This is a genomic window from Acinetobacter sp. ME22 (assembly GCF_022012315.1).
Taxonomy (GTDB): Bacteria; Pseudomonadota; Gammaproteobacteria; order Pseudomonadales; family Moraxellaceae; genus Acinetobacter; species Acinetobacter brisouii_A.
The window spans coordinates 1-26,903 of sequence record NZ_JAKLTL010000020.1 but is presented as its reverse complement, the minus strand read 5'-3'; the positions used below and the strand labels follow the sequence as shown (position 1 = coordinate 26,903).

General features: G+C 34.9%; 20 protein-coding genes and 1 pseudogene. 16 read left to right on the top strand and 5 right to left on the bottom strand.

Features of this window, described 5'->3' with window-relative positions; translation table 11 throughout:
- The first annotated feature begins 86 nt into the window (after nucleotides 1-86).
- Entirely contained in the window at nucleotides 87-5,135 is a 5,049-nt protein-coding gene (locus tag LVY74_RS16425) for an AAA domain-containing protein (protein WP_237815959.1), read from the top strand.
- Nucleotides 5,128-6,516: a hypothetical protein gene (locus LVY74_RS16420; protein WP_237815958.1), complete on the top strand. Its 1,389-nt coding sequence runs from the start codon at nucleotides 5,128-5,130 to the stop codon at nucleotides 6,514-6,516. Before LVY74_RS16425 ends, LVY74_RS16420 begins: the two co-directional genes overlap by 8 nt.
- Before the next feature lie 143 nt (nucleotides 6,517-6,659).
- On the opposite strand, the gene LVY74_RS16415 is transcribed toward LVY74_RS16420, so the two are convergent.
- Nucleotides 6,660-9,620: a DEAD/DEAH box helicase gene (locus LVY74_RS16415; RefSeq protein ID WP_237815957.1), complete on the bottom strand. Its 2,961-nt coding sequence runs from the start codon at nucleotides 9,618-9,620 to the stop codon at nucleotides 6,660-6,662.
- A gap of 654 nt (nucleotides 9,621-10,274) precedes the next feature.
- Between LVY74_RS16415 and LVY74_RS16410 the strand changes: the two genes are divergently transcribed.
- On the top strand, nucleotides 10,275-10,850 hold the full coding sequence (locus tag LVY74_RS16410; RefSeq protein ID WP_237815956.1) for a recombinase family protein: 576 nt from the start codon (nucleotides 10,275-10,277) through the stop codon (nucleotides 10,848-10,850).
- Between the two features lie 93 nt (nucleotides 10,851-10,943).
- Here the strand turns inward: LVY74_RS16410 and LVY74_RS16405 are convergent, their stop codons facing one another.
- Complete coding sequence (locus LVY74_RS16405) at nucleotides 10,944-11,315, bottom strand: cupin domain-containing protein (RefSeq protein WP_237815955.1); 372 nt, start codon at nucleotides 11,313-11,315, stop codon at nucleotides 10,944-10,946.
- A 142-nt stretch (nucleotides 11,316-11,457) separates the two neighbouring features.
- On the opposite strand from LVY74_RS16405, the gene LVY74_RS16400 reads away from it, so the two are divergent.
- The 4 genes from LVY74_RS16400 (at nucleotide 11,458) to LVY74_RS16385 (ending at nucleotide 14,920) form a co-directional block, all read left to right on the top strand.
- Nucleotides 11,458-12,840, top strand: a complete 1,383-nt coding sequence (locus LVY74_RS16400) for an APC family permease (RefSeq protein ID WP_237815954.1) — start codon at nucleotides 11,458-11,460, stop codon at nucleotides 12,838-12,840.
- Nucleotides 12,841-12,851: 11 nt separating this feature from the next.
- Entirely contained in the window at nucleotides 12,852-14,153 is a 1,302-nt protein-coding gene (locus LVY74_RS16395) for an NAD(P)/FAD-dependent oxidoreductase (protein ID WP_237815953.1), read from the top strand.
- A gap of 3 nt (nucleotides 14,154-14,156) precedes the next feature.
- On the top strand, nucleotides 14,157-14,537 hold the full coding sequence (locus LVY74_RS16390; protein ID WP_237815952.1) for a nuclear transport factor 2 family protein: 381 nt from the start codon (nucleotides 14,157-14,159) through the stop codon (nucleotides 14,535-14,537).
- Nucleotides 14,538-14,602: 65 nt separating this feature from the next.
- Nucleotides 14,603-14,920: a DMT family transporter gene (locus LVY74_RS16385; RefSeq protein ID WP_237815951.1), complete on the top strand. Its 318-nt coding sequence runs from the start codon at nucleotides 14,603-14,605 to the stop codon at nucleotides 14,918-14,920.
- A 149-nt stretch (nucleotides 14,921-15,069) separates the two neighbouring features.
- Here LVY74_RS16385 and LVY74_RS16380 read toward each other — a convergent pair whose 3' ends face one another.
- The gene (locus tag LVY74_RS16380) at nucleotides 15,070-15,894 is read right to left on the bottom strand and encodes an SDR family NAD(P)-dependent oxidoreductase (RefSeq protein ID WP_237815950.1); all 825 of its coding nucleotides are present in this window, start codon (nucleotides 15,892-15,894) and stop codon (nucleotides 15,070-15,072) included.
- Between the two features lie 28 nt (nucleotides 15,895-15,922).
- The gene (locus LVY74_RS16375) at nucleotides 15,923-16,741 is read right to left on the bottom strand and encodes a MoaF C-terminal domain-containing protein (RefSeq protein ID WP_237815949.1); all 819 of its coding nucleotides are present in this window, start codon (nucleotides 16,739-16,741) and stop codon (nucleotides 15,923-15,925) included.
- Nucleotides 16,742-16,967: 226 nt separating this feature from the next.
- Here LVY74_RS16375 and LVY74_RS16370 point away from each other — a divergent pair, with 226 nt between their 5' ends.
- From LVY74_RS16370 to LVY74_RS16345, 6 genes and pseudogenes are all read left to right on the top strand, one after another.
- A complete protein-coding gene (locus LVY74_RS16370) occupies nucleotides 16,968-17,585 on the top strand; it encodes a TetR/AcrR family transcriptional regulator (RefSeq protein ID WP_237815948.1) in 618 nt (205 codons plus the stop codon).
- A 341-nt stretch (nucleotides 17,586-17,926) separates the two neighbouring features.
- Nucleotides 17,927-18,628 (top strand): helix-turn-helix domain-containing protein, encoded by a 702-nt coding sequence (locus LVY74_RS16365; RefSeq protein WP_237815947.1) that lies wholly within the window; start codon nucleotides 17,927-17,929, stop codon nucleotides 18,626-18,628.
- A 304-nt stretch (nucleotides 18,629-18,932) separates the two neighbouring features.
- Complete coding sequence (locus LVY74_RS16360) at nucleotides 18,933-19,295, top strand: LysR family transcriptional regulator (RefSeq protein ID WP_237815946.1); 363 nt, start codon at nucleotides 18,933-18,935, stop codon at nucleotides 19,293-19,295.
- Nucleotides 19,296-19,355: 60 nt separating this feature from the next.
- A protein-coding gene (locus LVY74_RS16355; protein WP_442862810.1) for an IS5 family transposase occupies nucleotides 19,356-20,107 on the top strand; the annotation gives its coding sequence in 2 pieces (ribosomal slippage) (nucleotides 19,356-19,587 and nucleotides 19,587-20,107; 753 coding nt in all).
- Between the two features lie 33 nt (nucleotides 20,108-20,140).
- Nucleotides 20,141-20,533 (top strand): annotated as a pseudogene (locus LVY74_RS16350) (hypothetical protein); the annotation flags it as partial.
- A gap of 237 nt (nucleotides 20,534-20,770) precedes the next feature.
- Complete coding sequence (locus LVY74_RS16345; RefSeq protein ID WP_237815943.1) at nucleotides 20,771-21,181, top strand: nuclear transport factor 2 family protein; 411 nt, start codon at nucleotides 20,771-20,773, stop codon at nucleotides 21,179-21,181.
- 389 nt (nucleotides 21,182-21,570) lie between these two features.
- Here the strand turns inward: LVY74_RS16345 and LVY74_RS16340 are convergent, their stop codons facing one another.
- Nucleotides 21,571-23,013, bottom strand: a complete 1,443-nt coding sequence (locus LVY74_RS16340; protein ID WP_237815942.1) for a PucR family transcriptional regulator — start codon at nucleotides 23,011-23,013, stop codon at nucleotides 21,571-21,573.
- A gap of 128 nt (nucleotides 23,014-23,141) precedes the next feature.
- On the opposite strand from LVY74_RS16340, the gene LVY74_RS16335 reads away from it, so the two are divergent.
- From LVY74_RS16335 to LVY74_RS16325, 3 genes are read left to right on the top strand one after another with little or no spacing between them, the layout of a single operon-like run.
- Nucleotides 23,142-24,530, top strand: a complete 1,389-nt coding sequence (locus LVY74_RS16335; protein WP_237815941.1) for an NAD(P)/FAD-dependent oxidoreductase — start codon at nucleotides 23,142-23,144, stop codon at nucleotides 24,528-24,530.
- A 19-nt stretch (nucleotides 24,531-24,549) separates the two neighbouring features.
- Entirely contained in the window at nucleotides 24,550-24,900 is a 351-nt protein-coding gene (locus LVY74_RS16330) for a cupin domain-containing protein (protein WP_237815940.1), read from the top strand.
- 56 nt (nucleotides 24,901-24,956) lie between these two features.
- Nucleotides 24,957-26,456, top strand: a complete 1,500-nt coding sequence (locus LVY74_RS16325) for a CoA-acylating methylmalonate-semialdehyde dehydrogenase (protein ID WP_237815939.1) — start codon at nucleotides 24,957-24,959, stop codon at nucleotides 26,454-26,456.
- Nucleotides 26,457-26,903: the final 447 nt, after the last annotated feature.

Here is a 26,903-nt window from a genome sequence, read left to right as displayed (position 1 = left end):
TAAATTTTTTATTAATTTGATTTCGAATAGCCATCTTTTTATTGATCTGATTTCGAATATCTATTTTTTATGGATTTAGTTTTTTTATGTCTTTAATTATTAAAACCCAAGCAAATGGGCTTCATCAGCACGAAGCAAAAGCGATTGAAAAGATTCGAGAAGAGTTCAGTGTTGAAGATGAAATGCGAAAAATTAGTCCTTGGTATGGTTATGCAGGCTATACCTTAGTTGATTCGATTTCAAAAAAAGAGGGGGAGTTTGACTTAATCTTAGTTACCAACAGTGTCCTAATTGTCGTTGAATTGAAAGACTGGAATGGTAAATCGATTAAGTCTGCCAATGGTAATTGGTACATGGATGATCGTGATATGGGGGTGTCACCTGTTTCTGTGACACGCCAAAAACAATTCATCCTTGTTAATAAGCTAAAGGGCCTCAAAGATAAATTTAAGGGCAACCCAGGTTTTGTTCCAAGGGTATATTTCTTTGTTGTAATGTGTGGCAAGGTGAATTTTTCAAATTTGCCTAATGATGAACAAAAGCATGTCATCAGCCTTGATAAATTCTTAAAATTTGCCAATAAAAATTCATTTAATAAAGAGTTTAAGCCGCATCCAGATGCCCAACATCTTTATAAAGATTTCGATTTAATTGACAAAATTTTTGTGCAAAAAAGTACACCACTTAAAAAAATCATTGTTCAAAAATATAAACAAGATGATGAGCTTCTAAGTCACCCTAAAAAGTTATATACCGAGTATGAAGCCACTTCAACTATTTCACGCTCTGACAAGGCAATAATTAGACAGTGGATGTTTTCAAATTTTCAGGAATTGAGTATTCAATCTCCTAAAATGAGATCAGCATTGTTAAATCATGAGCGAGTTATTAGTGCTGAATTTAAGCAAAGTAGCCATTTGTACAATACGGCACTTGTTCCATTAATCATGCCAGAAGAGGATCAAATCACTCAACAGTACAATGAATTGGTTGAATATCGTCAAAGTCATCTTAGATTTAACGATTTTATTACTAAGATCTCACCTAATTTGAGTGAAGATGATAAGTTGAATTTAATTCAGATTTTACTAAGCAAATTTTCTGAAATGCACGTCCTTGGTATCTCTCATGGGGATATTAATTCGCATTGTATTTGGATATCGCCTCAGAAAGATGTAGCTATTTCACATTTTTTTACATCAGACTCTAAAAATATAACTAATAATATTAGTGATTTACAGCCAACACTTGCTTTTGTTGCAGATGGTACGCAATCTAAAATTGCTAATTTGAAGGCATTTAAAAAAGATGCATACATGTTAGCTGTCATGGCATGGCATTTGTGGTCGAATATTCGCTTAACACCAAAAGCCTTAAACAATATATGTGTTAATAGTGACCATTGGTTAGCAGATTTAGTGAGAAAGGCTATAAATCTTGAAATCGAAGATGCTAGCCAATTGCTTAGAGAGTTTAATACAAAGCGACCTGTTCAAGCAGTAGAGTTTATAGCGGATACCTCATTTTTAAATGAATATATTACGTCAGAAAGGCTGAATAGATTATATCCAGAAGATGATGAAATTTATGAAGATGATGAGAACGATATTATCTTATATCGTTCAGGTGACTTATGTGTCAAAGAATGGTTCGATGTTCATGTAAATGAATTTTCATCTAGCGATATTTTAAAATATCAGCACTTTTTTGAGCGTATTAAGGAAGCTAATTCTCAAAACTTATCATATTTACCAAGCATAGAAAGATTTGGTATTTCATCAAAATCAAGATCGTTATTTCTAGTTAGCAAGTTCGTTGAAGGTATAACTGTTGACCAAATTGAAAGTACGAAAGAATCAAGATTATTGTTGGCAGCTAATTTGATTGAGGCCATCATCCATCTACATAAGTTAGGTTTGCCAATCGGAAGAATTGACCATCGAAGCATCTTGTTCAATCTGGACGATAACAGTTTTATTTTTAATGACATTATTGATATTAATGAATATCTAGATCACGAAAGTGCGTATTATCCCTCCTACATTGATAATCCCACAAGTGAACAGTGTCAAAATTATGCAATTATGAGACTGGTGTGTGAAATTCTTGGATTTGAAATAGGAAGTGATAGTTCAGAATTCAAATGGGTTAGCGATACTGTAAATATAGAACTTGAAGAATCAGAATATCCTTTAGGGGATTTAAGCCGCTTATTAGAAAGTATTGAAACTGAACAAATCCACGGTGATACTCCGACAATACGTATTCCTGTACCTGATAAATTTACAGAGCTGAAAATTTTTGCAGACAATAAACGTATTTATGTAGCATTAGAAAAGGGACGTAATGCAAATGATATTGTTGTTAAGATGCAAGGTATTGGAGGTTCAATACATTTTATTCTAGATCCAATGAGTAAGATGATATGCTTCGTAACGGGAGTACGTGAGTCAGATGTTGTTCCGCACTATGTCATAGATCAGGCTGTGCTTGAAATAAATGTAGCTCTTGATATTCAACATTCTGTAGGTAGACCAGAATATACTGAGCTATCGGAATTTCTCTTTAAAATTGATGAATTTTCAACAGCTATTAATGATGCCCTTCAAGAGCAAGCTAACGATCAAGATGAAAGTATTGATATAATTACTAATTTGGAGTCATCTGAAGGCTTGATGGTAGATCAACAATTGCTTACGCAAGAAAATCAACCTCTAGTAGAAAATTCTTCAAAATCCATAGATATTAAAAGCTTAAGCGATGATACTCAGAAACTAGCTGCTCTAAATATTGATACTAAGAAACTATGGAAAGCAATTTTAGAGACTGAGACTGAGGCATTACCATATATTGTCTTGTCACAACCATTACATTTGGTTGATAGCAAAATCTATATTGCAAGATATGAAGATGATAATGATGTATTAGATAAATTTCCTAAAGATTCGCTTATCAGCCTAATATACAAGACTATTGATTTTAATGGCGAAGATAGAGAGTTCCGAGTAGGTGATATTGATATTCAGAATTCACTCGCAGGTGAGTTAAGAGTTAAAGGTGTTAAACATGCCGATAAAATTAAGGTTGGTGAGGTTCTATATTTAAGAACGAAGGCTGATAAATCTTCATTCTTGAAACGAAAAAATGCGTTAGAGCAGATTCTAAGACGACAATCTGATATTCCGAACTTGGTTGAATATTTCGAGCCTAATTCAGAAATTAATCCGATCCACTATGACATTACTGTTACTGATCGGGACTTTGAACGATATGATCAATATGACCAGCAAGGCGAGGTCATTGTTAGTCTAAACAATCTTCAAAGAGAAGCTTTCAGAAAATTAATAAACTACGGACCAGTTTCAATTTTACAAGGTCCTCCAGGAACAGGTAAAACTGAATTCATTGCGGCATTTGTTCACTTTCTTTTTGAAAAACAGAACGTCAATAATGTATTAATGGTCAGTCAATCACATGAAGCTGTTAATACTGCTGCTGAACGCATAAGAAAACACTCGCAAAGACTAGATACACCTCTAGAGATAGTACGTTTCAGTAACAGAGAGAATGCAGTATCTAATAATCTAAAAGATGTATTTTCTGATTCAATCATATCGACACATCGCAATTTATTCTTAGCGGAAATGGAAGAGCGAGTTCTTTCTTTAAGTCAGTCGATAGGTGTTGATAGAGATTATTTAGCATGTGCTTTGTTTTTAAAAGTGCATCTGTTTGGCCATTTATCTAGAATGTGGGTATCAACAGAATCAGAAGATAATAAATTAATTTCAAAAGATGAGTGGAATAAACTTTCCGCGAAACTTATTGAAAGACTCAAGGATTATTCAAAGGAATTGCATACTTCACTATTAGGATGGAATAGTCGTCAGATCTTAGATCGAGAAAATCAAATATGGGAGATGCTGGACGAGGTTTTCGAGGTTCAGGGTAAGTCCGCGAATAACGCTAAAGCCCTCGTGCAAATTGCTTTCGACTATGATCAACTGATTGATAGTCCCAATGCTAATTACGAAACATACCTTTCTAAAACTAGACAATTTATCTGCGGTACCTGTGTAGGTATAGGACATCACTCTATTGATATTGCTAACCAATCATTCGATTGGGTCATTATTGATGAGTCAGCGAGGTCAATTTCTTCAGAGTTAGCAATTGCTATGCAATCTGCTAAACGCATTTTATTAGTTGGAGATCATAAACAATTACCTCCATTATATTCACCTGAACATGCTAAAGCCCTTGGTCGAAAGTTAGGATTTACAAAAAACCGTATTGAAGCAAACTTAAAAAGCGATTTTGAGCGATTATTTAATTCACCATATGGTAAGGCTGTACAGGGTAAGTTATTAGTTCAATATCGGATGGCTCCAGCAATCGGAGAAATGGTTTCTGCGTGTTTCTATGATAAGGAATTAGTAACAGGTGTTATTGAGCCTCTAGGTAAGCCTTATCAAGAGAAAATGGTTCGAGTCGTACCAAATATATACCAGCAGTGTTCAGTTCAAGAATTACGTTCTACTGTTACATGGATCGATACGTCTGAAAAATTTAGTGATGGTGTTGGAACAACTTTCTTTAACAAGCATGAAGCTCGTAAGATTATTAGCTTGTTAGAAAGAATTCATGCAGATGAGGAGTTACTAAAAGAGTTAAAAGAGCGATCTAAGCCTAATGAGCCTCCGATTGGCATTATATGTATGTATGGTGAACAAAAGCGTTATTTACGTAAGCAGTTCAATTCTAAGTCTTGGAATGAAGAATTTAGATCATTAGTAAAAATTGATACTGTCGATAGTTATCAAGGGAAAGAGAATAGAATCATCATTCTTTCTATAACCCGAAATAGCCCAGATAACAAAATTGGATTCATGAACATGCCAAACCGAATTAATGTTGCATTATCTAGGGCAATGGATCGTTTAGTTATTTTTGGTGCTTCACGTTTATGGAATATGCTAAAACATCAAGAATCACCGCTTGGTGAAGTGCTTAACTATATCAAAGAGCATTCAAGCGATAGGTCTCGTTACCAATATATTGCTGATAGAAAAGATGAATTCAAACTAAATGCAAATATCAGAACAAATACAGGTCGAGGTATCAGTCATGAGTAATTATAGCATCCCATATCATGATGTTGATATTTTGATTCCGGCACAGAAGTTTGAAATAAAATTCAGTTATACATCAAGCCAAATGCCAAAATTTATTGATTCAATGATTATGCGGTTACTGCGTATTAGCCCGATGTCGGTCAAAAACATTGCAAATTTTTTGGGTATGAATCAAAGAGAGTCACGGATAGTTTTAGATCAACTGATTACAAATAACGAGATTGAACTTAAACAGGATGGATTATTTCATTTGACGAACAAATCAATGAAATATTTCACTACTGTGGATTCTATACCTAAGGTTGCATCGATTTTGGAGCATACACATGGTCTAGTTTATGAGCTTACTAATTTTAATTACATTGCTCAGAAGCCTGATAATAATATGTACGGCTTAAAACTGATTGCTTCAAGCAAACATGCGGCAAATAGTGAAAGCATTGTTCGAGATAGATTTCAGAAGCAATTTTACCAACTTATTGAAGACGATATTATCACTCTAAAAAAAATGGATGGTAGGCCTAGTATCTACAAAATGGGTACTGTGAAAAAGGTAAAAGAATGCACTGTGCGTAAGTCTCTAGACCTTAATATAGATGCTCAAGCCGATCCACAACCTATAAAAGTTTTGGACTCTATAATGAGCGATGAGCTTAAAGATAAGACCTATCAGGCATTAGGACAGAGTAAGAAAGGTAATAATATTCGAGATATAGTTAAGAGTCTTGAGGGCTTTGAACCGTTAAATTTTCATCAATATTTTAAAGATGGTCGTTTTTTGGCACAAGTTGCATTATTTGATAGTTTAAATCCTATAGAGAGTAAAGTAAGTAACGAAAACCACCTCTTTATTGGACCTTGTTATAGTCAAGGTAATTCAAAACTGATATTGAATAAAATCAAAGAAATTCTTGCGAAGAAACAAGATATCAATAATATTTACTGGTTAGCTCCAGATGATGCATTTTGGGGTAAATCTCTTAGATTCAATACATTCGTTGGTGCTTTGGGGCAACTCAAAAATAAACAAAATACTGAAATACAGCTAAAGTGTTTCTTACCGATGTCAGATGAGCGAGATCGTGTTTCCATACACAATTATCGAAAAATCATTGCAAAAGACCATCAAAAATATTTTTACGGTATTAAAGAAGGTTTGCTTGATGGTAATTTTGAGATCATTGTAGTTGAAAACGAATTTGCTGTGATAATTCTGCATGTATTGGATTCGGAAGCCGATTACTTAACATCATTTCCAGTAGGTTCGATTAGTTATGATAAGGTCTTGGTCAATAATTTAGTTAGTTTATTTGAGGCCTGGCAGCGCCCAAAAGATGAAAATGGAATTAGTTTTGGTCCAATGTTTAAGAAAAGCGATTAATAGGTAAAGAAAAATTACATCATTTTTTTAATTGTACTAGCTCAAATTTAACCTGACAGGCACACTAAAAAATGGGTAATTGTCAGATCGGGTTTGAGCTAGTACAATTTAAATAACCCCATCGAATTTGATGGGGATTACGATTATTTAATAATATAATAAGTTTCTGCATGTAAGGTCTGTTTGATGATACATGCTAACTGACCTAATACAGAATTAACGCGAGAACTAAGTGCAGAATAATCTAGGCTTGGCTGAACTAATACAATTTCTATAGTAACATCATAAGTTCTATACTTTTTAATAAGAGCATCTAAATCAGACATGTCACCTAATATGAATCGGGTTTTTCTAGTTTTTTTATAAGTATTATTCTCTCTAGTTTTTAATTGTTTTAATGCTTTTATTGCATCAGATAACTTGTCACAAGTCGAAAGGGTTTGTTGAACTAGTTCATTCACAGCTTCAATAGAAGACTTTTCACCAATAGCATATTTACAATGATATAAACGCATACATACTTTCCTCTGCGCTTCATCAATCCAAAATCCCACTAAATCGGCTAGTTCATTACTGCCATCATCATAAAACAAAATATTAGGTCTGTTTTTTTGAGATTGAAGTAATTCAATAATTTTACCTTGAACAGAGTTTTTAACTTCTCCAAACTTCCAACTTTCTTTATTCGTGTCTACACCAGTCCAATCCAATTTTGTTACATTGCCCTCAACTAATGTATAAGAGTATTTTGTCCTATAACCTATTTTTTCATTTAGGCTAATTACCTCAAAGCTTGAAGTCCAAGCAAAAAGTCCAAGTTTTGTTGGTAACTCTTTAATGAAATCCAACTCACAATTAAGTTTTATTCCATTGCAAAATTCAGAAATTAAAGTAAATCCATCAGCTAAATTATATGTATAATTTAATATACAAAAATAATCATCTTCAAAATATAATTTTATGGAAAAATTTATTTTTTCATTTTCTGTCTTAATACTTACAATCTCATAAAAATTAAAATTTAATATTTTAGAATTCAGCTCACCTTTAATACGTATCAAATTAACAGCTTTAGAAATTAAATCTACAGGAGATATAGTGAGAATGTTAAAGTTTTCTAAATTTTCGACACTAAAAGGTTCAAGCATATTATTAACAAATGAGTTAACAGGAATCATATTATTATGAATTTTCTCATATAGAGATTCACACCATTTGACCCATTGATATACATTAGCGCTAGACATTGACCATGTAATACCCTTCCTAGAGCATCCTAAACTGGCTTTTTTTCCATCTATGTACCCATGACCAAACAAGTTTGATGGTGCATTATTATTTAAATCTTGCTGCGTTAATTCTTTATAGACATCTGTACCAGTAAACATTCTAAATCTTATATTTCTAGATGTTGATAACATGCCTAAATTTGCAAAGGCCGAGCGCTCTAGGTTATAAAATATTCTAAATAATTCAGGAAAACTATAATTAACAAAACCTAACTCTTTTGCTAGGCTCTGAACCAGATCCTTATTACTTCCATGAATAAATAAGTCAGTGTCTTTTTTCAGAAATATGAATATATCGAATGAATCAAATTGCAACTCATCACTAGATACCCACATTGGGGTAATTTTTTTTCTTGACAATATAATTCCTAAATTTTCATCCTTAAAAATTGCAGAGATGTATTTATCAGACAGCTTATTGAAAAATTTCTTAAGATTATTTTTTTCAAAAATATCGTTAATATCCTCATCAATTTCTTTATGAATTGTCGCACTATTTTTAATATAGAATGAATTTGATGAGAACAATTTTCTTATAAGTTCATGATTATAATCACCATCAATAGAGGAACTAAAAAACTCCTCAATCATTTTTTCTTTACTTAAATTCCCAATTAATAAGTTCCAATCGGCATCAACCTGATAAAGCTCTTGAAATTGTTCACTAATATCATCTGCTACAACATTAGATATGATTGTTGCTTGCCCAATATTTTTTGTTCTATTAACCCTTGTGAAACGGCCAACCAATTGCATAAATATTGGTAAGCTCTTACATTTTTTATGTAAAGCTAATATTTTTAAATTAGGTAAGTCATACCCTTCTCCAAACATATCAACACAAACTACTATTTTTGTTCTTCCTTTCTTTAATTTAATTTTATCCTCTTCATTTATTCCATCATGGCTAGTTGCCAATAAGACTTCCATTTTTTTAGGGAAGTATTCTTTTATTAGTGATGTATATATTTTTTTTAACATTCTTGCATGTTTAATAGTAGATGTTTTAACCATCAGAACATGTTCTAACCCAGCCAAGCTATCTTTCTCTAATACTTCTAATGCTTTCCTTGCAACAACTTCATCAGATTTATCATCATAATATTCACTTACAGCTTCAAATTGAATTTTCTCAAATATTCCTTCATCAAAAGCTTTTGCAATTGAATATTGATATATTAATTTCCCTTCTAATTTTTTACCGTCCCCCCTGTAAGGTGTTGCTGTAAATTGAAATATCTTTTTTTTTCTTTGAATGAAATTATTACGAAGTTTTTTCCATGTTGGAGCTTCACTATGATGAGCCTCATCAAAAATCAATCTATCGAATTGGTTTAAAAAAAATTTCAAATTTTCATCTTGGAATGAATTAAAAATCTGTGATGTTGCAACTACAATAAATTGTTTTTCTAAGTCATATTCAATGATTTTCTCAATACCTTGTGGCTCTAACCTTGAAATAATGGGTTGTTCACTATTTTCTGGAATAACTTTCCAATCAATATATTTTTTAAAATCAACTAAATCATCACTTATTTGTTTTCGAAGAGAATCCGATGGAACGACAATTAATGTCCTCTTGAACATTGCTTTAAATAGTAATGATGCAATGACTCCTGTTTTTCCTGTTCCTGTAGGCATATTAATTATTACAGGTTCTTCCTCATCATTTAAATCATAGTCTAAACACTTAAGCAGTGCTGATTTTTGAGGTAATCTTAAATCTGTTTCATGAATAGCTATAGTTGATTTCCATGATGAAATTATCTGTTCTTTTGACTTATCACTGTCAGTATTAACTCTAACCAAACCCATATATAACCTATTAAATTTATTAAAATTTGATTCTATAATGATAGTTGAAATTATTTAAAACAAGAGGTAATACTTTATATAAAATACATTGTTACAATTATAGACATCATTCATTTTCAACTTTTCCACAATTTTTACTGCCTGTCATTCTGGTGAGCTTTATAGGGGTAAATAGGAAAAAATTCATTTTAAGAATAATGTCTAGATTATTCCAAAAGAAATGCATGAAAGTAGAAAATAAACGTGTACCATTCTTTTTAAGAGACAATTAGTTTTCTGAAATCAATCTAAGAATTTATTCAGCCACAAGAGTTCATCTTGCTTGCTTTTGTAGTGGTGCAATGCTTTCAGAGGCATTGTTGCAAATAGAGATCCTAGCCGATGATTTTCCCTTTAAAAAGTACTTAAAGACCGAAAACTCTATTCACTAGATACACCCCACTCTGGGGGCGGTCTGTAGTTATTCAAAAATAGCTACAGACTTTTTTATTAAAATTATTGTTACTTTAGAGTATACCCTAAAGTAACAATAATTTTCTCATTATAAGAGTGTATCTTTTAAATGATTTTTGATCATAAATAACATGTAACTTTTATATTTAAAATTTATAATAAACACTTTGGGCGATTTGTCGTCAATTTATGAGGTAAAAGATGAAAGGTCAAAAAATAGGCTATGTTCGAGTCAGCTCAGTTGAACAAAATACTGGACGTCAATTAGAAGGGATTGAGGTTGATCGGTTGTTTATTGATAAAGCTTCAGGTAAAAATACCGACCGACCTAAATTTCAGGAAATGCTGAACTATGTTAGGGAAGGAGACATGGTTATCGTGCACTCGATGGATCGATTTGCCCGTAGCTTAAAAGATCTCGTTGAAGAAGTAGACAAACTGGTCAAACGTGGTATTGCGATCCAGTTCATGAAGGAAAAGATCACTTTTACTGCTCAAGCAACACCGATGGATAATTTGATGTTGCAATTGATGGGTGCTTTTGCTCAGTTTGAGCGCGAGATTATTTTAGAACGACAAAAAGAAGGGATTAAACTGGCAGCTGCTCAGGGTAAATATAAAGGTCGGGTGCATAAACTCAAACCTGATCAGGCAAATGCTTTACGTCAAGCATGGATGGAAGGTCAGTACTCTTCTAAAGTTGCTTTGGGAAAGGCTTTTGGGATTAGTCGACAGGCTGTGTATCGTTATTTGAAGGATGGTACAGAAGCATTTTAGGCAGCTTCAAAAAGAGGCTGCTTCATATGTACTAGCACAAACCATCATCTATTTTCAAAATGGAAAGAATAACTGATTTAAGGCTTTTGCTGCTTATACAGCAGCAAAATAATGTTTAATGAAGAAATTAGATTTCACTTCCCAAACAGTTGATGTGCCTTTTTCTGCTGTCCAGAAATCGCCTGCTTTAAATGTTGTAGAAATGCCAGTCGATTCATCGGTAATAGTAACTTCTCCAAAGATAAGTACAGCTTGTTCATTAAATGGATAAATTAAACGAAATTTCCCTTTCTCCGTACCGAAGTATCCAGAGTGGATCCTATCAGTTGGTTCTCCTAATAGCATTTTTCCAAATACACTTACATTTGATGAATCATCTAAGACCTCACCACCTAGATCAGTAATTTTTCCCCAACTAACTAGGTTTTCAAGCTGAGTGAGTTTTTCAATACCAGTTAATGCCATTTGTGTAGATCCTCTATGTTCGTAAGATTTGTTCACCCTAATTTGTAAGAGAATCATCCCTTTTTTAATGCAATAAAAAATCACCTATTTGAGTGATTTTAAAAAATTAATATGTAGGTTTAATAAATAGACAATCTCATAAATGGAATTAGTTGTGTTATTAGATAAAACATTAAAGTGGACAGATGCATTTGCTCTTTCCATGAGCGTTTCAGGGGCAATTTTTGCATCATTTGGCTTTGCATTAGGTTATTTAGGTGCTTTTACTGCAATTTTCGTATGGGTATTTGCTGCGCTAATTGGCAGTTTACAGAATTGGTTTTTCTTAGAAGCAGCCAATATGTTCCCTGATAAATCTGGTGGTATTGCCCTCATTGCAACTGAAGGTTGGAAAGATAAAGTACCGTTAGCTGGTCCTCTCGCATCATTTGGTTATTGGATGGGGTGGTCTGCGGTACTCTCTATTGTAGGTGTAAGTTCTGGTTCAATTATTAAAGAACAATGGTTTCCAAAAAGTAATTTCGCTTTATCTTTAGGTTTTACCAATTTAGAACTCCCTCAAATATTTGCAATTATTATCATTATTGTATTTTGGATACTCAATCGGCGAGGAATTGACCTTGCTGCGAAGGTCTCAAAAATCATGGGGTTCTTTCTTTTAATACCAGTCACTGTCTTGGCTCTTGCTCCGTTCATAAGTAGTGATTGGCATGTAGAGCGATTAAGGGAAAACTTTCATATAGAGCATTTCACAACACTAGGTGGATTTAAAGTTTTAGCAATCTGGTTATTTTTAGTGTGTTGGAGTGCATATGGTACAGAAATGTGTGCGAGCTTCGCCCCTGAATATAAAACTACCCGTGATATGAAGCTCTCACTTATTAGCTCAGGTTTTTATACCGTTCTTGTGTTTCTATTTGTTGGAATAGGTATAGCAGGACTTGTTGATGCAAAAACAGCGTTAGAAAATCCAAATGGATTCTATATAAATATGTTTGTGCAACTGACAGGTGAGCGTTGGGCTCCACTATTCAGTATTTCACTGTTATTTGCTCTATTTATGGGAGTCAATGCAGGCATAGCAGATGGATCACGAGCCTTGTATGGTATGGCTCAAGAAGGACTGACGCTCAAACAGTTCAGTAAGTTGAATAAACACAATATTCCTGAACGATGCATTATTGTTGCGGTCTTCATTAATGTTCTCATGATTATTTTTCTTAAATCACCACTCGCAATTTTGGTTGCTGCAAACTTAGGTTACGTAATCTCTATATTCTTTGCCTTAACTGGTTATTGCTTTCTTAAAACTCAATATATCAATCAAAATCGTGAAATTAAACTCAGCCAGAAATGGATCCCTTGGGCTTATGTACTTTCAATCTACACTTTAATTGTTTTGATTGTTGGTGTGCTTTTTACTGAAGAAGCTGGTTATGGCTCTATTAAAGAATTGGTGATTGGGATTCTTATTTTACTTACTTCTCTCATTTTTTATTGGTTTAGAAAAACCTTCCAGAAATAAGGATATATCTTATGCTATCAGTTGAAATGCCAACGACATATTACACTACTACAAAGAAATATGATTTACATTTCCCAAATCTTGAGAATGATATTGATGTCGATGTAGTCATTATTGGTGGCGGTTTTTCGGGCGTAAATACTGGCCTTGAGTTGCTTGAACGAGGTGTTAAAAGTATAGCCATTCTTGAAACAAACTATATTGGGTTTGGTGGTTCGGGAAGAAATGGTGGTCATATTATGGCTGGAATTGGTCATGATTTAGATCGAATCAAAAAGTATGTTGGTGCAGATGGCTTAAACACAATCTTTGAAATCAGTGATTCTGGTTCTCGTATTATTAAAGAGCGTATCCAAAAATATAACATTGATGCAGATGTGGTTTGGGGATATGGCTACCTAGGTTTTAATGGTCGCCAAGCTAAGCTATTAAAGCAGTGGGAAAAAGAATATAAAAGCATTAATAGTGATGTTGAAATTGAATTTCTAGAAGGCAATGCAGTTAAAAATATTGTAGGTTCAGATGGTTATACCTGTGCTTTGAAACACATGGGCAATGGTCATTTTCATTCACTCAATATGCTATTGGGATCAGCAAAAGCTTTTAGCGACCAAGGTGGGAAAATCTATGAGTACTCACCTGCTGTTGAAGTTACTTATGGAGAAACAATCAAGGTGAGAACGCCAAAAGGTACGGTTCGAGCTAAAAAACTCCTGTGGTCATGTGGTGCCTTTTTAAACCGCTTAGAACCCTATTTGCATAAAAAGACCATTAACACTTATGCATTTCAACTAGTGACAGAACCATTAAGTGATGAACTTATTCATCGTATTAGTCCTATACGTGGTGCTTTTAGTGATGTTCGCCCAGTTATTGATTATTACCGTGTGACCAATGAAAATCGTTTGTTATTTGGTTCTGCAACAGCACTCACAGAATATATTCCCTCAGATTTAAAGAAATGGAACCAAGAGCTAATGTTGAAGGTCTTTCCATATTTAAAAAATGTTCATATTGATTTGGCATGGGGTGGACCGATGGAATGTTCAGCAACGCTATTTCCACAAATTGGAAATCATCCTGATCATCCGAATGTCTTCTTTGTACAAGGATATTCAGGCTTTGGCGTTACACCGAGCCATGTCATTAGTCAGGTTGTCGCGGATGGAATGATGGAAGGGTCTAAATATTGGGATGTAATTAGTTCAATTCCTAAAGCAAGTGTTTGGGGCAAAGAGCATTTCAAATCATTATTACTAACAACCGCCAAATTTATTCATCAGTTTGAAGGTTACACCAACGGGAGACGTTAATACATGTGCATTACATCCTTAAATACAAAATTAGAACTTCTTCAAAAGCTTTGGAAGAAAAAAGACATACAGGCAATCTTTGATCAGCTATATACAGATAAAACTGAAATTAGCGGGCAAGGTACAACTAATTTATTTACAGGAAAAGATGCCTTAACTATGCTGCTTCAAGAGCTTGTAGAGGGTTCTAGTGCTGTTAACTTGAGTATTTTTAAAAGTACTGAGTTAAACAATCAATTGATACTTACGTGGGTCAATTGGACAGTCTATACAGATGATAAAAATAGCTACTTCACAATGAAAAGTCTCTTTTTATGGCAGGAAATTAACCAAGACTGGAAAATCATTGCAGATATGTATGCTGATGAAGCAATAGTTTCATAAATTGAGGGCAATCTCTCTGATCTGGAGGATTGTCCTATTTTTTAATAAATTGGAATAATAAATTGATGGCTAAACTTTTGTTATGTATTGCTATAATTTCAGAAACAATTGCAACGACATTTCTAAAGCTTTCAAATGGATTTACCAGTCCAATTTATAGTGTTATTACGATTGTAGGCTATATGCTGTCATTTTATTTGCTCTCAATTATTGTAAAAGAATTACCCATCGGAATTGTTTACGCAGTATGGTCTGGTATTGGCATTGTCCTCATCAGTTTTATTGGCTATTTTTTGTTTGGACAAAGTCTTAATATAGTAAGCCTATGTGGTATTACTTTTATCATTACAGGTGTTGTCCTTGTTAATTTTTATGCTGTATAAAAAACAAACTAATTAGAAGTAAATATCATTAACTCGATAAAATATCTGAATCATATGCCATTTCTAGAGCCTATCTAACTTTTTAATTAGCACAAAGGTTCGCAGAATCCTGACATAGAGTGGATATTAATATCCACCCTTGAAGGCTTTTAAGCTGTCAAAGAAATATTTGAATCAAATACGATTGTTCCAGGATCTACAGAAGTTAAACCACCATCAATTGGAATTTCTGCACCATTCATATAGGATGCAGAAGATGATAATAACCATGCTGTTAAAGCAGCTATTTCCTTTCCTAAAGCTGGACGTTGTAAAGGAACTAAAGCTGTTGCAAGCTGGTACGCTTGTTCCATATTCATGTTCCGTTCATTAGCAAACGCGTTCATTTCTTGGTCTGCCATTTCACTCCGTGTCCAGCCAGGACAAATTACATTTGCACGCACGCCCTGAGTACCATAATCAACTGCAATAGAGCGGATCAACATACTTAATCCAGCTTTGGTTGCATTGTAGCCAGCAATACCTTTTGATGCGCGCAATGCACTAACAGAGGCTATACCAACAATACTACCTTTACTGGAAATAAGATGTGGAAGAGATACATGTAGTAATCTATATGGGGCAGTTAGATTGGTTTCAACCATCGTAGCCCAATCAAGATTATTAAGATCACCAACTTTTCCTGCTCGTACTATACCTGCATTGAGTACTAAACCATTGAGCTTACCAAATCGATTAATAATCGAATTTATAAGTTCAATCACCGACGAGGGTTCTGTGAGGTCTACAACAAGAGCATGTGCACCAGTTTCTCGTGCAGTTTGTTCGAGTATATGAGCTCGTCGTCCACAGATAACCACAGTCCAACCTTGTTGTACAAGTACGCGTGCTGTAGCGGCTCCAATTCCAGATCCTCCACCAGTTATAAGAACAACTGGTGGATTATTTTTTGATGCAATCGTTTGGTGATCCATTTTGATTTTGATCCCTAATTAATTAAATTCAGTGCTTGTTATAATCCTTTGGATATCGGGTTTCATTCATTAGAGATAGGCGAGAATTAAATGGTAAAATAACAAGTTCATCAAGGCTACTATCCCAACAAACCATACGACCAATAGAACGCTGTTCGCGAAGATCAATAAGTAGTACTGCTTCAACAGTCATCACTCTCTCTGTCCAAAAGAACAAATAGAGATCTTCAGCAACATCAAATGTCATACAACGCTCAGTATCGGCTAAACCTTGTTCTCCTCCACGAATACAATGCCAAGTAAAAGTGCCCGGTGATAGGTATATATGTTCGTATGCTTCAACATCGCTATAGCGATAAAAAATTCGTTTACCAACTAATCCTGTTGAGCGTTGATGAACAGGGGTATTTTTGCCTTCAGGTGTATGAAGTGACATAAATTCAGTTGTACTGCGCGTTTTACTATCTTTTGATAGAAACGAAGAAATACCACTGGTTGCAATACCAGTATCCTTATTCAGAACAAATGTCACATTCTGGGTTTGTTTACCTTCGCCAATGATGAAGTCGATTAGAAAAATATTCTTACGTGCTTCAATAGCTTTATACGTTGCACAGCCTTCCTTTGGCATTGTTTCACTATTGGTTGCCCAAGTGAGTTGATTAGGACTAATAAAGTTGTAATCGATTGTTTTCCCATCAGTGCTGGTAAGTGATAAAGATGTTCCTGCTAATGCAGAAGACGGTGGAAGTGTTTGCTCACCAAAACCATCTAGCATCTTAGAAACAGAAGGCCATTGGTCTTCTGGGATGTAGTCCATATATGGTGTATCAATATGATTTGTCATTGAGTCGTCATTCCATTTAGCAACAATATAAAAGAAACTAAGCAAATGCATAGTTTCATAAACTATGCATTTGCTTAGTTTTGTTGTCAAGTAGCTAGAAAAAGTATTTTTGTATAATGAAAAATGAAAAATTTGGCTAGGATGTCAGTAATTTACTAAATGAAATAATTGATATTATGTAGAATTTTTTGAATTTAAGACTTTATAATAAGCATCTGATTTTAAAATGGGTCGTATGTATAGTATGGTTAAACAAGGTATGCAGGACGTTAGTAATAATAAATATGGTTCAGGACGTGAAGCTTTACTGAAGGCAACAATAGAAGTTGTTGGTCAGCGAGGTTTGCATGGGCTTACATTTCGTGCTGTTGCAGAATTAGCAAATGTAAATAATAGTTTGGTTAGCTACCATTTTGGCAATAAAGATACTTTACTTAGAGAAGCTGTACATTGGGCTGTTTCGTATGCAATTACGTTAAGTGATTTTTCAGATTTAGAAAAACGGAGTGATAATTTTGCTCAAAATTTAGTCGATTTTGTTAAAAATGATCCGAATTTGCATATATTTCAATATGAATTTATATTGGAGTCCCGCAGACGGCCAGAGCTTAAATGTGAAGCTACAGCTCTATATGAAGCATATATTGATACTTTAGAAAAAGTACTAATTCAGCATGGCCATGCAAATAGTCGCCCTTTAGCACGTGCAGTATTTGCAGCTTTAGATGGTCTAATTTTTCAACAGCTTACATTAGGTGATCCAAACAGTATACAACAAGCTATCGGTTGTATTGGAGAATTACTGAAGGGGCATTTATTAGTTACATCTCAATCTAAGTTTTAAAATAAAAAATTTAGATAACGATAATAACTTTATTATCAAGAGTATTTCTCCATTAAGTTTTGTAATTTATAAATTAAACTATTAAAAAATATAGATAAATAATTAGTGATCAATAAAATTCGAGTAACAAAGCTAGCTTGTAGACAAAAAAAATTAACATGTTAATATTTAAAGATTGCTAAAGGAATTAGCAAGTTGATGAATACAGGGAAAACAAAAATACTCTTTTGTACAAGCATACTTTGAAATGGTTCGAGAATAATCATGGTATGTTTTTTGCTTGGTTTAATATAGTTGGTCCTGCATTCATTACGTAATCTCATATTACAGGAAGGTTGACTATGTTGAATCACTTGAACTGCATGAAGGTTTTCAATGAGCTTGATGATATCTATATGTCAAAAAAGATTGATCGACTCAACCTTTTGTCATTTTTAAAAGACAAAGTTTATGATTCTCCTATGATTTATTGGAACATAAATTCTAAAAATGAAATTAATTATGATTGTTCTTTAGGAATAGATGATAGCTTTATTCAATTATATAACTCCGACTATATTGAGTTTGATCGATTACATCCAAAAAGGATAGGACATCAGGTTTTAAATCAAAGTAATGTTATGTGTGAGCTCGATTACATTGATAAGGAGACCTATGAAAGATCTACTTTTTATAATGAATTTTTAAAGAAACAGGATGCCTATAATGTAATTCAGCTCCATTTGACACATAAAGATAAAGCTTTCGGAATAATTAACTTTTTAAGAAATAAAAATAGATACAATGATTATTTAACATTAAGCTTCATAACTAAAATAATATCTACTCATGAGTTTTATAACAATAGAGAAATATCAGATGAAATTAATCGATATGATTTAACAAGAAGAGAGAATGAAATTTTTAATCTATTGAAATCAGGATACTCATACAAAGATATTTCAAATAGGTTATTTATTAGCTTAAATACAACAAAAACACATGCGAAAAATATATTTGTAAAACTGAATATTAAATCTAGATATGAATTAAATGGTTTTTAGGAGGAATATTTTGATGAAAAATTGAAGAAAAAATGATGCAGTGTCGCATCAAATTTAGTCAAAATAAATCTGGTTTTCCTCATTTAAATGGTGATGTAGAGGGCACTATTACAAATAGAGATCCGAGTCAATATTTCCCTTTACAAAGATACTTAAAGACCGAAAACTCTATTCACTAGATACACTTCATCCTGAAAATTTCGATTATGGAAGAAATTCATATACTGAGCTTTAGCTAAAAAACTATTTAGCTTATCATTAATGGCTATTTGCAACAGTGTCAATGCAATCAGGTCCATAAAGCATGAACAGTCGAAAAAATCCCAATTTGTCTGCTCTAAACTCCTTCATAGCTTGTGCTAGATTGGGTAGCATAAGTAAAGCCAGTGTAGCCATGAATAAAACGCAAGGCGCTATTAGTCGCCAAATTATTCAACTAGAAGAACTTTATGACATAAAATTATTTCAAAGAAATAGCCAAGGGTTAATCCTAACAAAGGAAGGCCAAATTTTTTTTAACAAAACACAACAAATTTCAGAACTAATAGATCAATTAGATATCAAAAAACCATCTGAAAAAGATGTACTAATAATAAAATCCCCTTCAACATTTACTTTAAATTGGCTAATGCCAAGAATTAAAGAACTAGGGTGTGTCCTCATTTGAAAAATTAGTTTTAAAGGTTTAAAAGAATGATTTAACCTCTTTTTATTTGTATATTTCTCAATGGCACGTACTCTACTCACCGATGATATTTGGCAACAAATCCAATCTACGATGCAATTTCATGGTTGTTATTGTTCAAAGAACAGTAGAAATATCATGGAAGCCATCTTATGGAAATTACGTACAGGTGCAACATGGCGTGATATTCCTGAAGAATTTTGTCCTTGGAAAACAGCATATAACCGCTTTAATCGTTGGGCAAGCAAGGGCTTGTGGGATAAATTTTTTTTAAACTACGAGGCGTACTGGATCAAGAATGGGTATTCATTGACGGAAGCTACATACGCACGCATCAGCATGCAAGTGGAGCTCGGCATGGTTTCGAGCGAGCAATTGGACAGTCTAGAGGTGGAAGAACCACAAAAATCCATCTTGCAACCGACGCGAATGGATTACCGATTGATTTTAAAATCACTGGAGGTGAAGTCCATGACAGCCAAGTTGCGGAGCAGTTGATTGGTGAGATTGGTCAGGCAGATTATCTGATTGCGGATAAAGGCTATGATTCAGAAAAAATTAGGATGTTGGCAAGAAAGCAAAATATTGTGCCGATCATCCCAATGAAATCAAATAGTAAGAGAGAAAATAAAGAATTTGATCAGTACTTATATCGTTTAAGGCATTTAGTTGAAAATGCCTTTGCGAGATTAAAACATTTCCGAGCGATAGCAACCCGATTTGACAAGCTTGCACGAAATTATCAGTCTATGGTTTACATTGCTTGCATGTTAATTTGGTGCAAAGCCAAATGAGGACACGCCCTAGAAAGCTTACAATCAAATTTACAAATTAAAATCAGCACTTCCCATGATGATGATCAAACTCAAGAAATGGAATATGGCGATGTAACAAATATTGTTATAACAAGAGGTCTGAATGGAATACCTAGTTTTGAAAGCCACCTTCTTTTCTCAGAGAATCTAACCCTTGCTTGTTCTTCTGAAAATTATGAGTTAATAAATTCTAATTTGAATGAGATTAAAAATTTTAGAATATTAAAAGCTGAAAAGAATCTTCATTACTGGAATAGATGGTTAAATAATAATAACTTAGACTACATAGATATTGCAAATAGTATAACTTTTGACACCTTAGCACTCGTTATTTCATCAATAGAGATGGGATATGGTATCGGTCTAATAGACCCACGTATGGCTAAAATTGAAATTAGCAATTGATCAATAATGTTTCCAGAAAATTCAACAATTTCAACGGGTTATATGTATTATATTAATATTCCTCCTCATAACAACCCTTTAATTAATGGATTTTTAACTAATATTATGAAACTTTGTGAAGAGTAGCATTGAGAAAGCTATGTTTTTTTTTATCCCCCCCTCTAAAAAAAATCGAGTTTAATCACACAGTAAAAGTATTAAAGTTGTTTCTAGTACTCTTCTTGTATGGATAAATTGATGTTAGCGAATACCCTTTGTTTAAAATACTTAAATGCACTAAATAAAAGTAACCTAAATGGAGTGCTCGAGCTTTTCACAGATGATGCTAAAATTGACTCCCCTTTATATGGCATCAAGGAAGCTAATGTATTTTATAAAGAGTTATTTTTGGATACATCTGAATCAAATACAACATTGTTGCATATTTTTGAAAACTCAGAAACCAATGATTCTATTGCTTTGCACTTTGAATATGAATGGACTCTTTCAAATGGAGAAATAGTTAAATGCGAATGTGTAGATGTTTTTTATCTTAATGAAAATATGGATAAATTCAAGAAAATGAAAATTATTTATGATACGTCACTAGTAATAAATCAATTTAACTCAAGTAAGGAAAATTCTGGTACTGTTACAAATAGCCATTGATGATAAGTTAAATAATCATCTAGCTAAAAGTTCAGTATATGAATCCTTTCCATGATCGGCATTTTCAGGGTGAAACCAGTCTTTGGGCCGTGCGTTGATATTGTAAATATGGCATTAGCTATCGTGAACTTCAGGAAATGCTTCCAACATTCTGGACTGTTCTACCAAAATATAAATAAATCAGCTTTATTGAGGAGCCAATTTTTCATAACCTAAGGCTGAACTATTCACGGAGACTAATCAAATCTGTAGAAAATTGATCAAGAACTAAGTGTGAAACACGATATTGTATTAACCCCGTGGATCAGCCCAGAATTAAAACGGACACTTCAAATTAAAACCTAGTCATAGTACTAGGGCTAAGGAGTGTCTTATGGAACGTATCGAAGTCAGTAATCTTTTAATATTCCAATAGTTTTTGCAGCTTCTAAGGCAATACAAAATCGTGTAATTCCCAAGCTAGTTGTCGGTTTAATTCCTGTTAATTCTTCAATGACTTTTAATCGATACACTAAGGTCTGGCGATGTATATCCAGTTTAGATGCTGTGATTTTCCAGTTACCATCATATTTCAAAAATATGGCTAAGGTTTTTAGCAAGGGAAGGGTATTGGTTTGTTCATATTCGATAAGAGGGCCAAAATAATGACCCACAATAGATCTAGCCTCAGCAACCGTCTTTGGACCAAGTGAAAGCTCTAAATCCAGATGATTATAATGAATGATATCTGTCTGGCCTTCCTTAATCCGCGTTAGTGCCAGAGATGCCTGAAAAACACTTTCTTTAAAGCCAATCATGGCAGTAATCGGGCTACTTACACCTATTTTTGTGTTTGCACCTAAATATCGATTTAATGTATCTAATAACTTTTGATCATTTGGCAGTACGGCAAATAATTTTTTGCCATCATCATGGAATAGTGGGTAAATATCATAAAAATCAGGAATATGATGAATATCATTATATTGTCTTAAGCCCTGATTCGTTGATTCGATCGCAACCGTGACTAATTGCCCAGATAAACCACGTCTCTCAAGCATGGTTTTTGCTGCACCATAATCGATCTCACCATTTAGTAAATCATGAAATAAGGTTTCACCTGCCTGACGAAACCCATCTCGATCTATCATTCCACGTTCCAGCTCGATACTGAGTAAACCCGCTAATATGGGGGAGAGGAATGAGTCATTAAAGAAACGAGAATTTTTATTGATGATATTTAAGGCTGTTTGCGTCCTGCCGGGAATTTTAAGGCTATAAGGAACTTCATTTTCTGCAACAGGTGAGCTAAAAGGAAAAATTGGTGTAAGTGTTTCATAATCAATAATTTGTAGGTTGATCGATAATTTCTGCCCAAGAATGTTTAGCCGTTCTTCTAGTTTAGAGCTTTCCCACAAAGCATCATTGTAAACTTGAAATAGTTTGTTTCCCGCATCAAATCGATCTTTTTGTGCTTGGAGGACACTTTCAATGACTAATCGGGCTAATCGTAAAAATTCCAGCTCAAAACTAGCTCCCAATATTGGAAGACCTAAATTAACCGCTTCATCTAATAGTTCTTGAGTCAGTTGAGGGGTAAATTCCTTGGGGGCAATCACAATGGCACTTGCCTTAGCTTGTTCAAGCTGACGTAACCAATTGACCTGTTCGATTGGCTCAGATGGCAAGCCTCCGCCAGTTGTCATAAGCAATGTACCAGGAGAAATCCAATGCCATGGATCAGGTAAATCAACAGCATGTGCCCACGTGACCATGCGTTTTCCTGCAGATCGTCCCGCCTTAAATGTTAAGCCTAAATTATTATTTTCCACGAGTTCATTCACAGTGATCATTGGGTGTTCACATGCCTATCATACATTTGTATAAACAATATCAGATTCTATGCCTATCTTATCAATAGATTTGCGTTTGGCATCTACTTATATTCTTAATCAATACGGTTTTTATTGAGTAAGAACAAATGAATGAAGCACTTACGGATGAGTTGATGAAATTACCCAACCGCCCATACTGGTATGAAAAAAGTGATGAAAGACCATCACTAAAATCAGAAATTGATGCTGATGTTGTCATTATTGGAGCAGGTTATACTGGACTATGGACGGCATATTATTTATTAAAATCGTCTCCTTCTTTACGCATTGTGATTTTAGAACGTGAATATGCAGGGTTTGGCGCCTCTGGTCGAAATGGCGGCTGGGCTTCTGCAATTTTCCCGATTTCACTCGCCAAAGTTGCAAAAAACTCCTCTCATCAAAGCGCATTATATTTACAGCAGGTTATGAATGAGACTGTCGATGAAGTAGGTCGAGTCTTGGCATCTGAAAACATTCAGGCAGATTATGCAAAAGATGGGTTTTTATCGATTGCTCGTACAGCTCCCCAACTACAACGTGCGAAAGCGGCAGTTCAAGCTTCTAAAGACTTTGGCTTGCCTGATCAATGGTATTTTCTTGATCAAAAAGAAACCCAAGCGAAAATTAATGTTTCAAACGCCTTAGGTGCGGTTTATACACCGCATTGTGCAGTTGTTCACCCAGGAAAATTAGTCAGGGGATTAGCCAAAACAGTTGAGCAATTAGGAGCTAAAATTTATGAAAAGAGTGCAGTTACAACCATCACGTCAGGAAAAGTAACGACCTTAGAGGGCATTGTTAAAGCACCTATTATTGTCAAAGCAACGGAAAGCTATTCATGTCAGTTAGAAGGATATAAGAGATCTGTAATTCCTTTATATTCCTTAGTATTAGCGACTGAACCCCTCTCAGCTTCTGTTAAAAATACACTCAAGCTTAATCACCGTCTAGCATTTAATGATATGCGCCATCTGCGTGTGTATGCACAGATGACTGCTGATGGACGCCTGATTTTCGGTGGACGTGGTGCTCCTTATCATTTTGGCTCAACAATTTCCTCTGACTTTGATTTAGTTGACAGCGTTCACCATGCGATACGAACAACACTGAATGACTTTTTCCCGACATTAAATCAGTTAAAAGTGACCCACCGTTGGGGTGGTGCATTAGGTGTTTCACGGGATTGGTCTCCATCTGTGGGACTAGATCGCCAAACTGGAATTGCATGGGGTGGGCACTATGTTGGAGATGGTGTTGCCATGAGTAATCTTTCAGGGCGCATTCTTAAAAATCTGATTCTAGGGATTCAAGAACCTATCAACAGATTGCCGATCGTAAATCATGCCTCACCATTATGGGAACCTGAACCATTGCGTTGGATGGGAATCAATATGGGGCTGAGCGCAACAGCATTTGCTGACAAAGAAGAAAAGATCACAAACCGCCCCTCAACTGTCGCTTCTGCTTTAGAAGCCTTGACGGGTGCTCACTAAATTTTAAAGGAGTAAACACATGACAACGATGACAGTTGTTAAACGTGAAAATATTGAAAATAACGTTTTGACCCCAGCAGGTCTGCGGGAAGGTGCTGATCATGGTAACCCTCAATTAGGTATCCAAAGTCTGGCACCAGAAGCTAATGGGAATTTAGGAATATGGGAATGCCAGCCTGGGGGATGGCCTGTGATTGATCGTAAGGATACAGAGTTCTGTTACATCATTTCTGGTAAAGCAACGCTTACAGACGAACGTACTGGTGAAAAAAGAGATGTTACCGAAGGTGATCTCATTATTTTGCCAGTGGGGTGGACGGGACGCTGGGACGTTACTGAGACAGTGCGGAAAATTTATACAATTTATTAAATAAATCAGTTTATTAAAACTTGATAGGACATGTAGCTAAAGTTAAGGAGAATCAAATGAGCCAAATCGTTGGTCATTTTATTAATGGTAAATTAATTGTAGACAGTACCAATACTCAGCCTGTATACAACCCATCTACAGGTGAAATCAGTAAGCAGGTCAGTATCGGTGGTGTAAAAACGATTGAAGAGGCAGTCTCTTCAGCGAAAGCGGCCTTTCCCGAGTGGAGTAAAACACCTCCTTTGAAACGTGCCCGTATCATGTTCAAATTCAAGGAGCTACTGGAAAAGAATGCTGCGGAAATTTGCCGTCTGATTGGCGAAGAACATGGAAAAATCGTTCACGATGCTGCTGGAGAATTACAGCGTGGCATTGAAAACGTCGAGTATGCATGTGGTGCTCCTGAATTACTTAAAGGGGAACATAGCCGTAATGTTGGCCCTAATATTGATTCTTGGAGTGAGTTCCATCCATTAGGTGTTGTTGCAGGCATTACTCCATTCAATTTCCCCGTTATGGTGCCATTATGGATGTTCCCAATGGCGATTGTCTGCGGTAATACCTTTGTTTTAAAGCCTTCTGAAAGAGACCCAAGTGCAACTTTATATATCGCACAGTTATTAAAAGAAGCTGGACTCCCTGATGGGGTACTGAATGTAGTCAATGGTGGAAAAGATGCTGTTGATGCCATTTTAATGCATAAAGATATTCAAGCCGTTAGTTTTGTTGGTTCTACTCCTATTGCTGAGTATATTTATAAAACTTCCACAGCTCAGGGTAAGCGTTGTCAGGCACTCGGCGGTGCTAAAAACCATGCGATTGTGATGCCTGATGCGGATTTAGACAATGTCGTCAATTCCCTATTGGGTGCGGCTTTTGGTTCATCAGGTGAGCGCTGCATGGCTCTATCTGTCGCTGTAGCTGTTGGAGATGAAATTGCTGACAAAATGATCGCCTCCCTAAAAGATGCGATGGCGAACTTAAAGGTTGGTATTCATTCAGATAAAACAAATGACTTTGGTCCAGTCATTACCGCAGAACATAAAGCTAAAGTGATAGGGCATATTCAAAGTGCCGCACAACAAGGTGCCAAAGTTTGTGTTGACGGTTCGAATGTGATTCATGCTGAATATGCAAATGGGTTCTATGTTGGCGCGACGTTAATCGATGGTGTAACCAAAGATATGAGCAGCTATCAGGCTGAAATTTTTGGACCTGTCCTCCAAGTCATGCGTGTAGAAACGATGCAGGATGCCATGGCATTAATTAATGAGCATGAATATGGAAATGGAACCTGTATCTATACTCGAGATGGAGAGGCTGCCCGATATTTTGCAGACAATATTCAAGTCGGGATGGTTGGTATTAATATCCCGTTGCCTGTACCTGTTGCCTACCAGAGTTTTGGTGGATGGAAACGATCATTATTTGGTGATTTGTTTATGTATGGTCCAGATGGTGTACGATTCTTTACCCGCCGCAAAACGATTACCCAACGTTGGCCAACAGCCTCTGTTCGCGAGGGTGCTCAATTTTCAATGCCCACATTAGGATGAACCCTTTTGCTGGGCAACTGAAAATAATCTAAATATTCAATAAAATAAATGGTCTAGGTTTTCAAAAACCTAGACCCTTAAAATTATAAAAGATTGTGTTAAACCTAAATCATTAAAATTAGAGCAATATTCTTTGGCAAGGTCTAAATTTCAGCCCTCAACCATAAGCCTCTTGCATCACGCTGTTTGATGCACAAATTCAGACTCCCTTTTTGAACAACTGCCATTCTTCTAGAGAAAAATCTTCTCTGCTTTTGCATAGGAGAGAACATCATACATCGACAACATGATCCCTCAGACGTCAAAAATGCAGCTAAAATCGCTGCCTGAAGGTGAGATTCTGTCAACTTATATTGTTAAGTACTTTATATCTCACGATACAGATTGTATGTAGAAAATCACTTCTATATTTCATTTAAAGTAATGATATTTATATTCTTTTATATG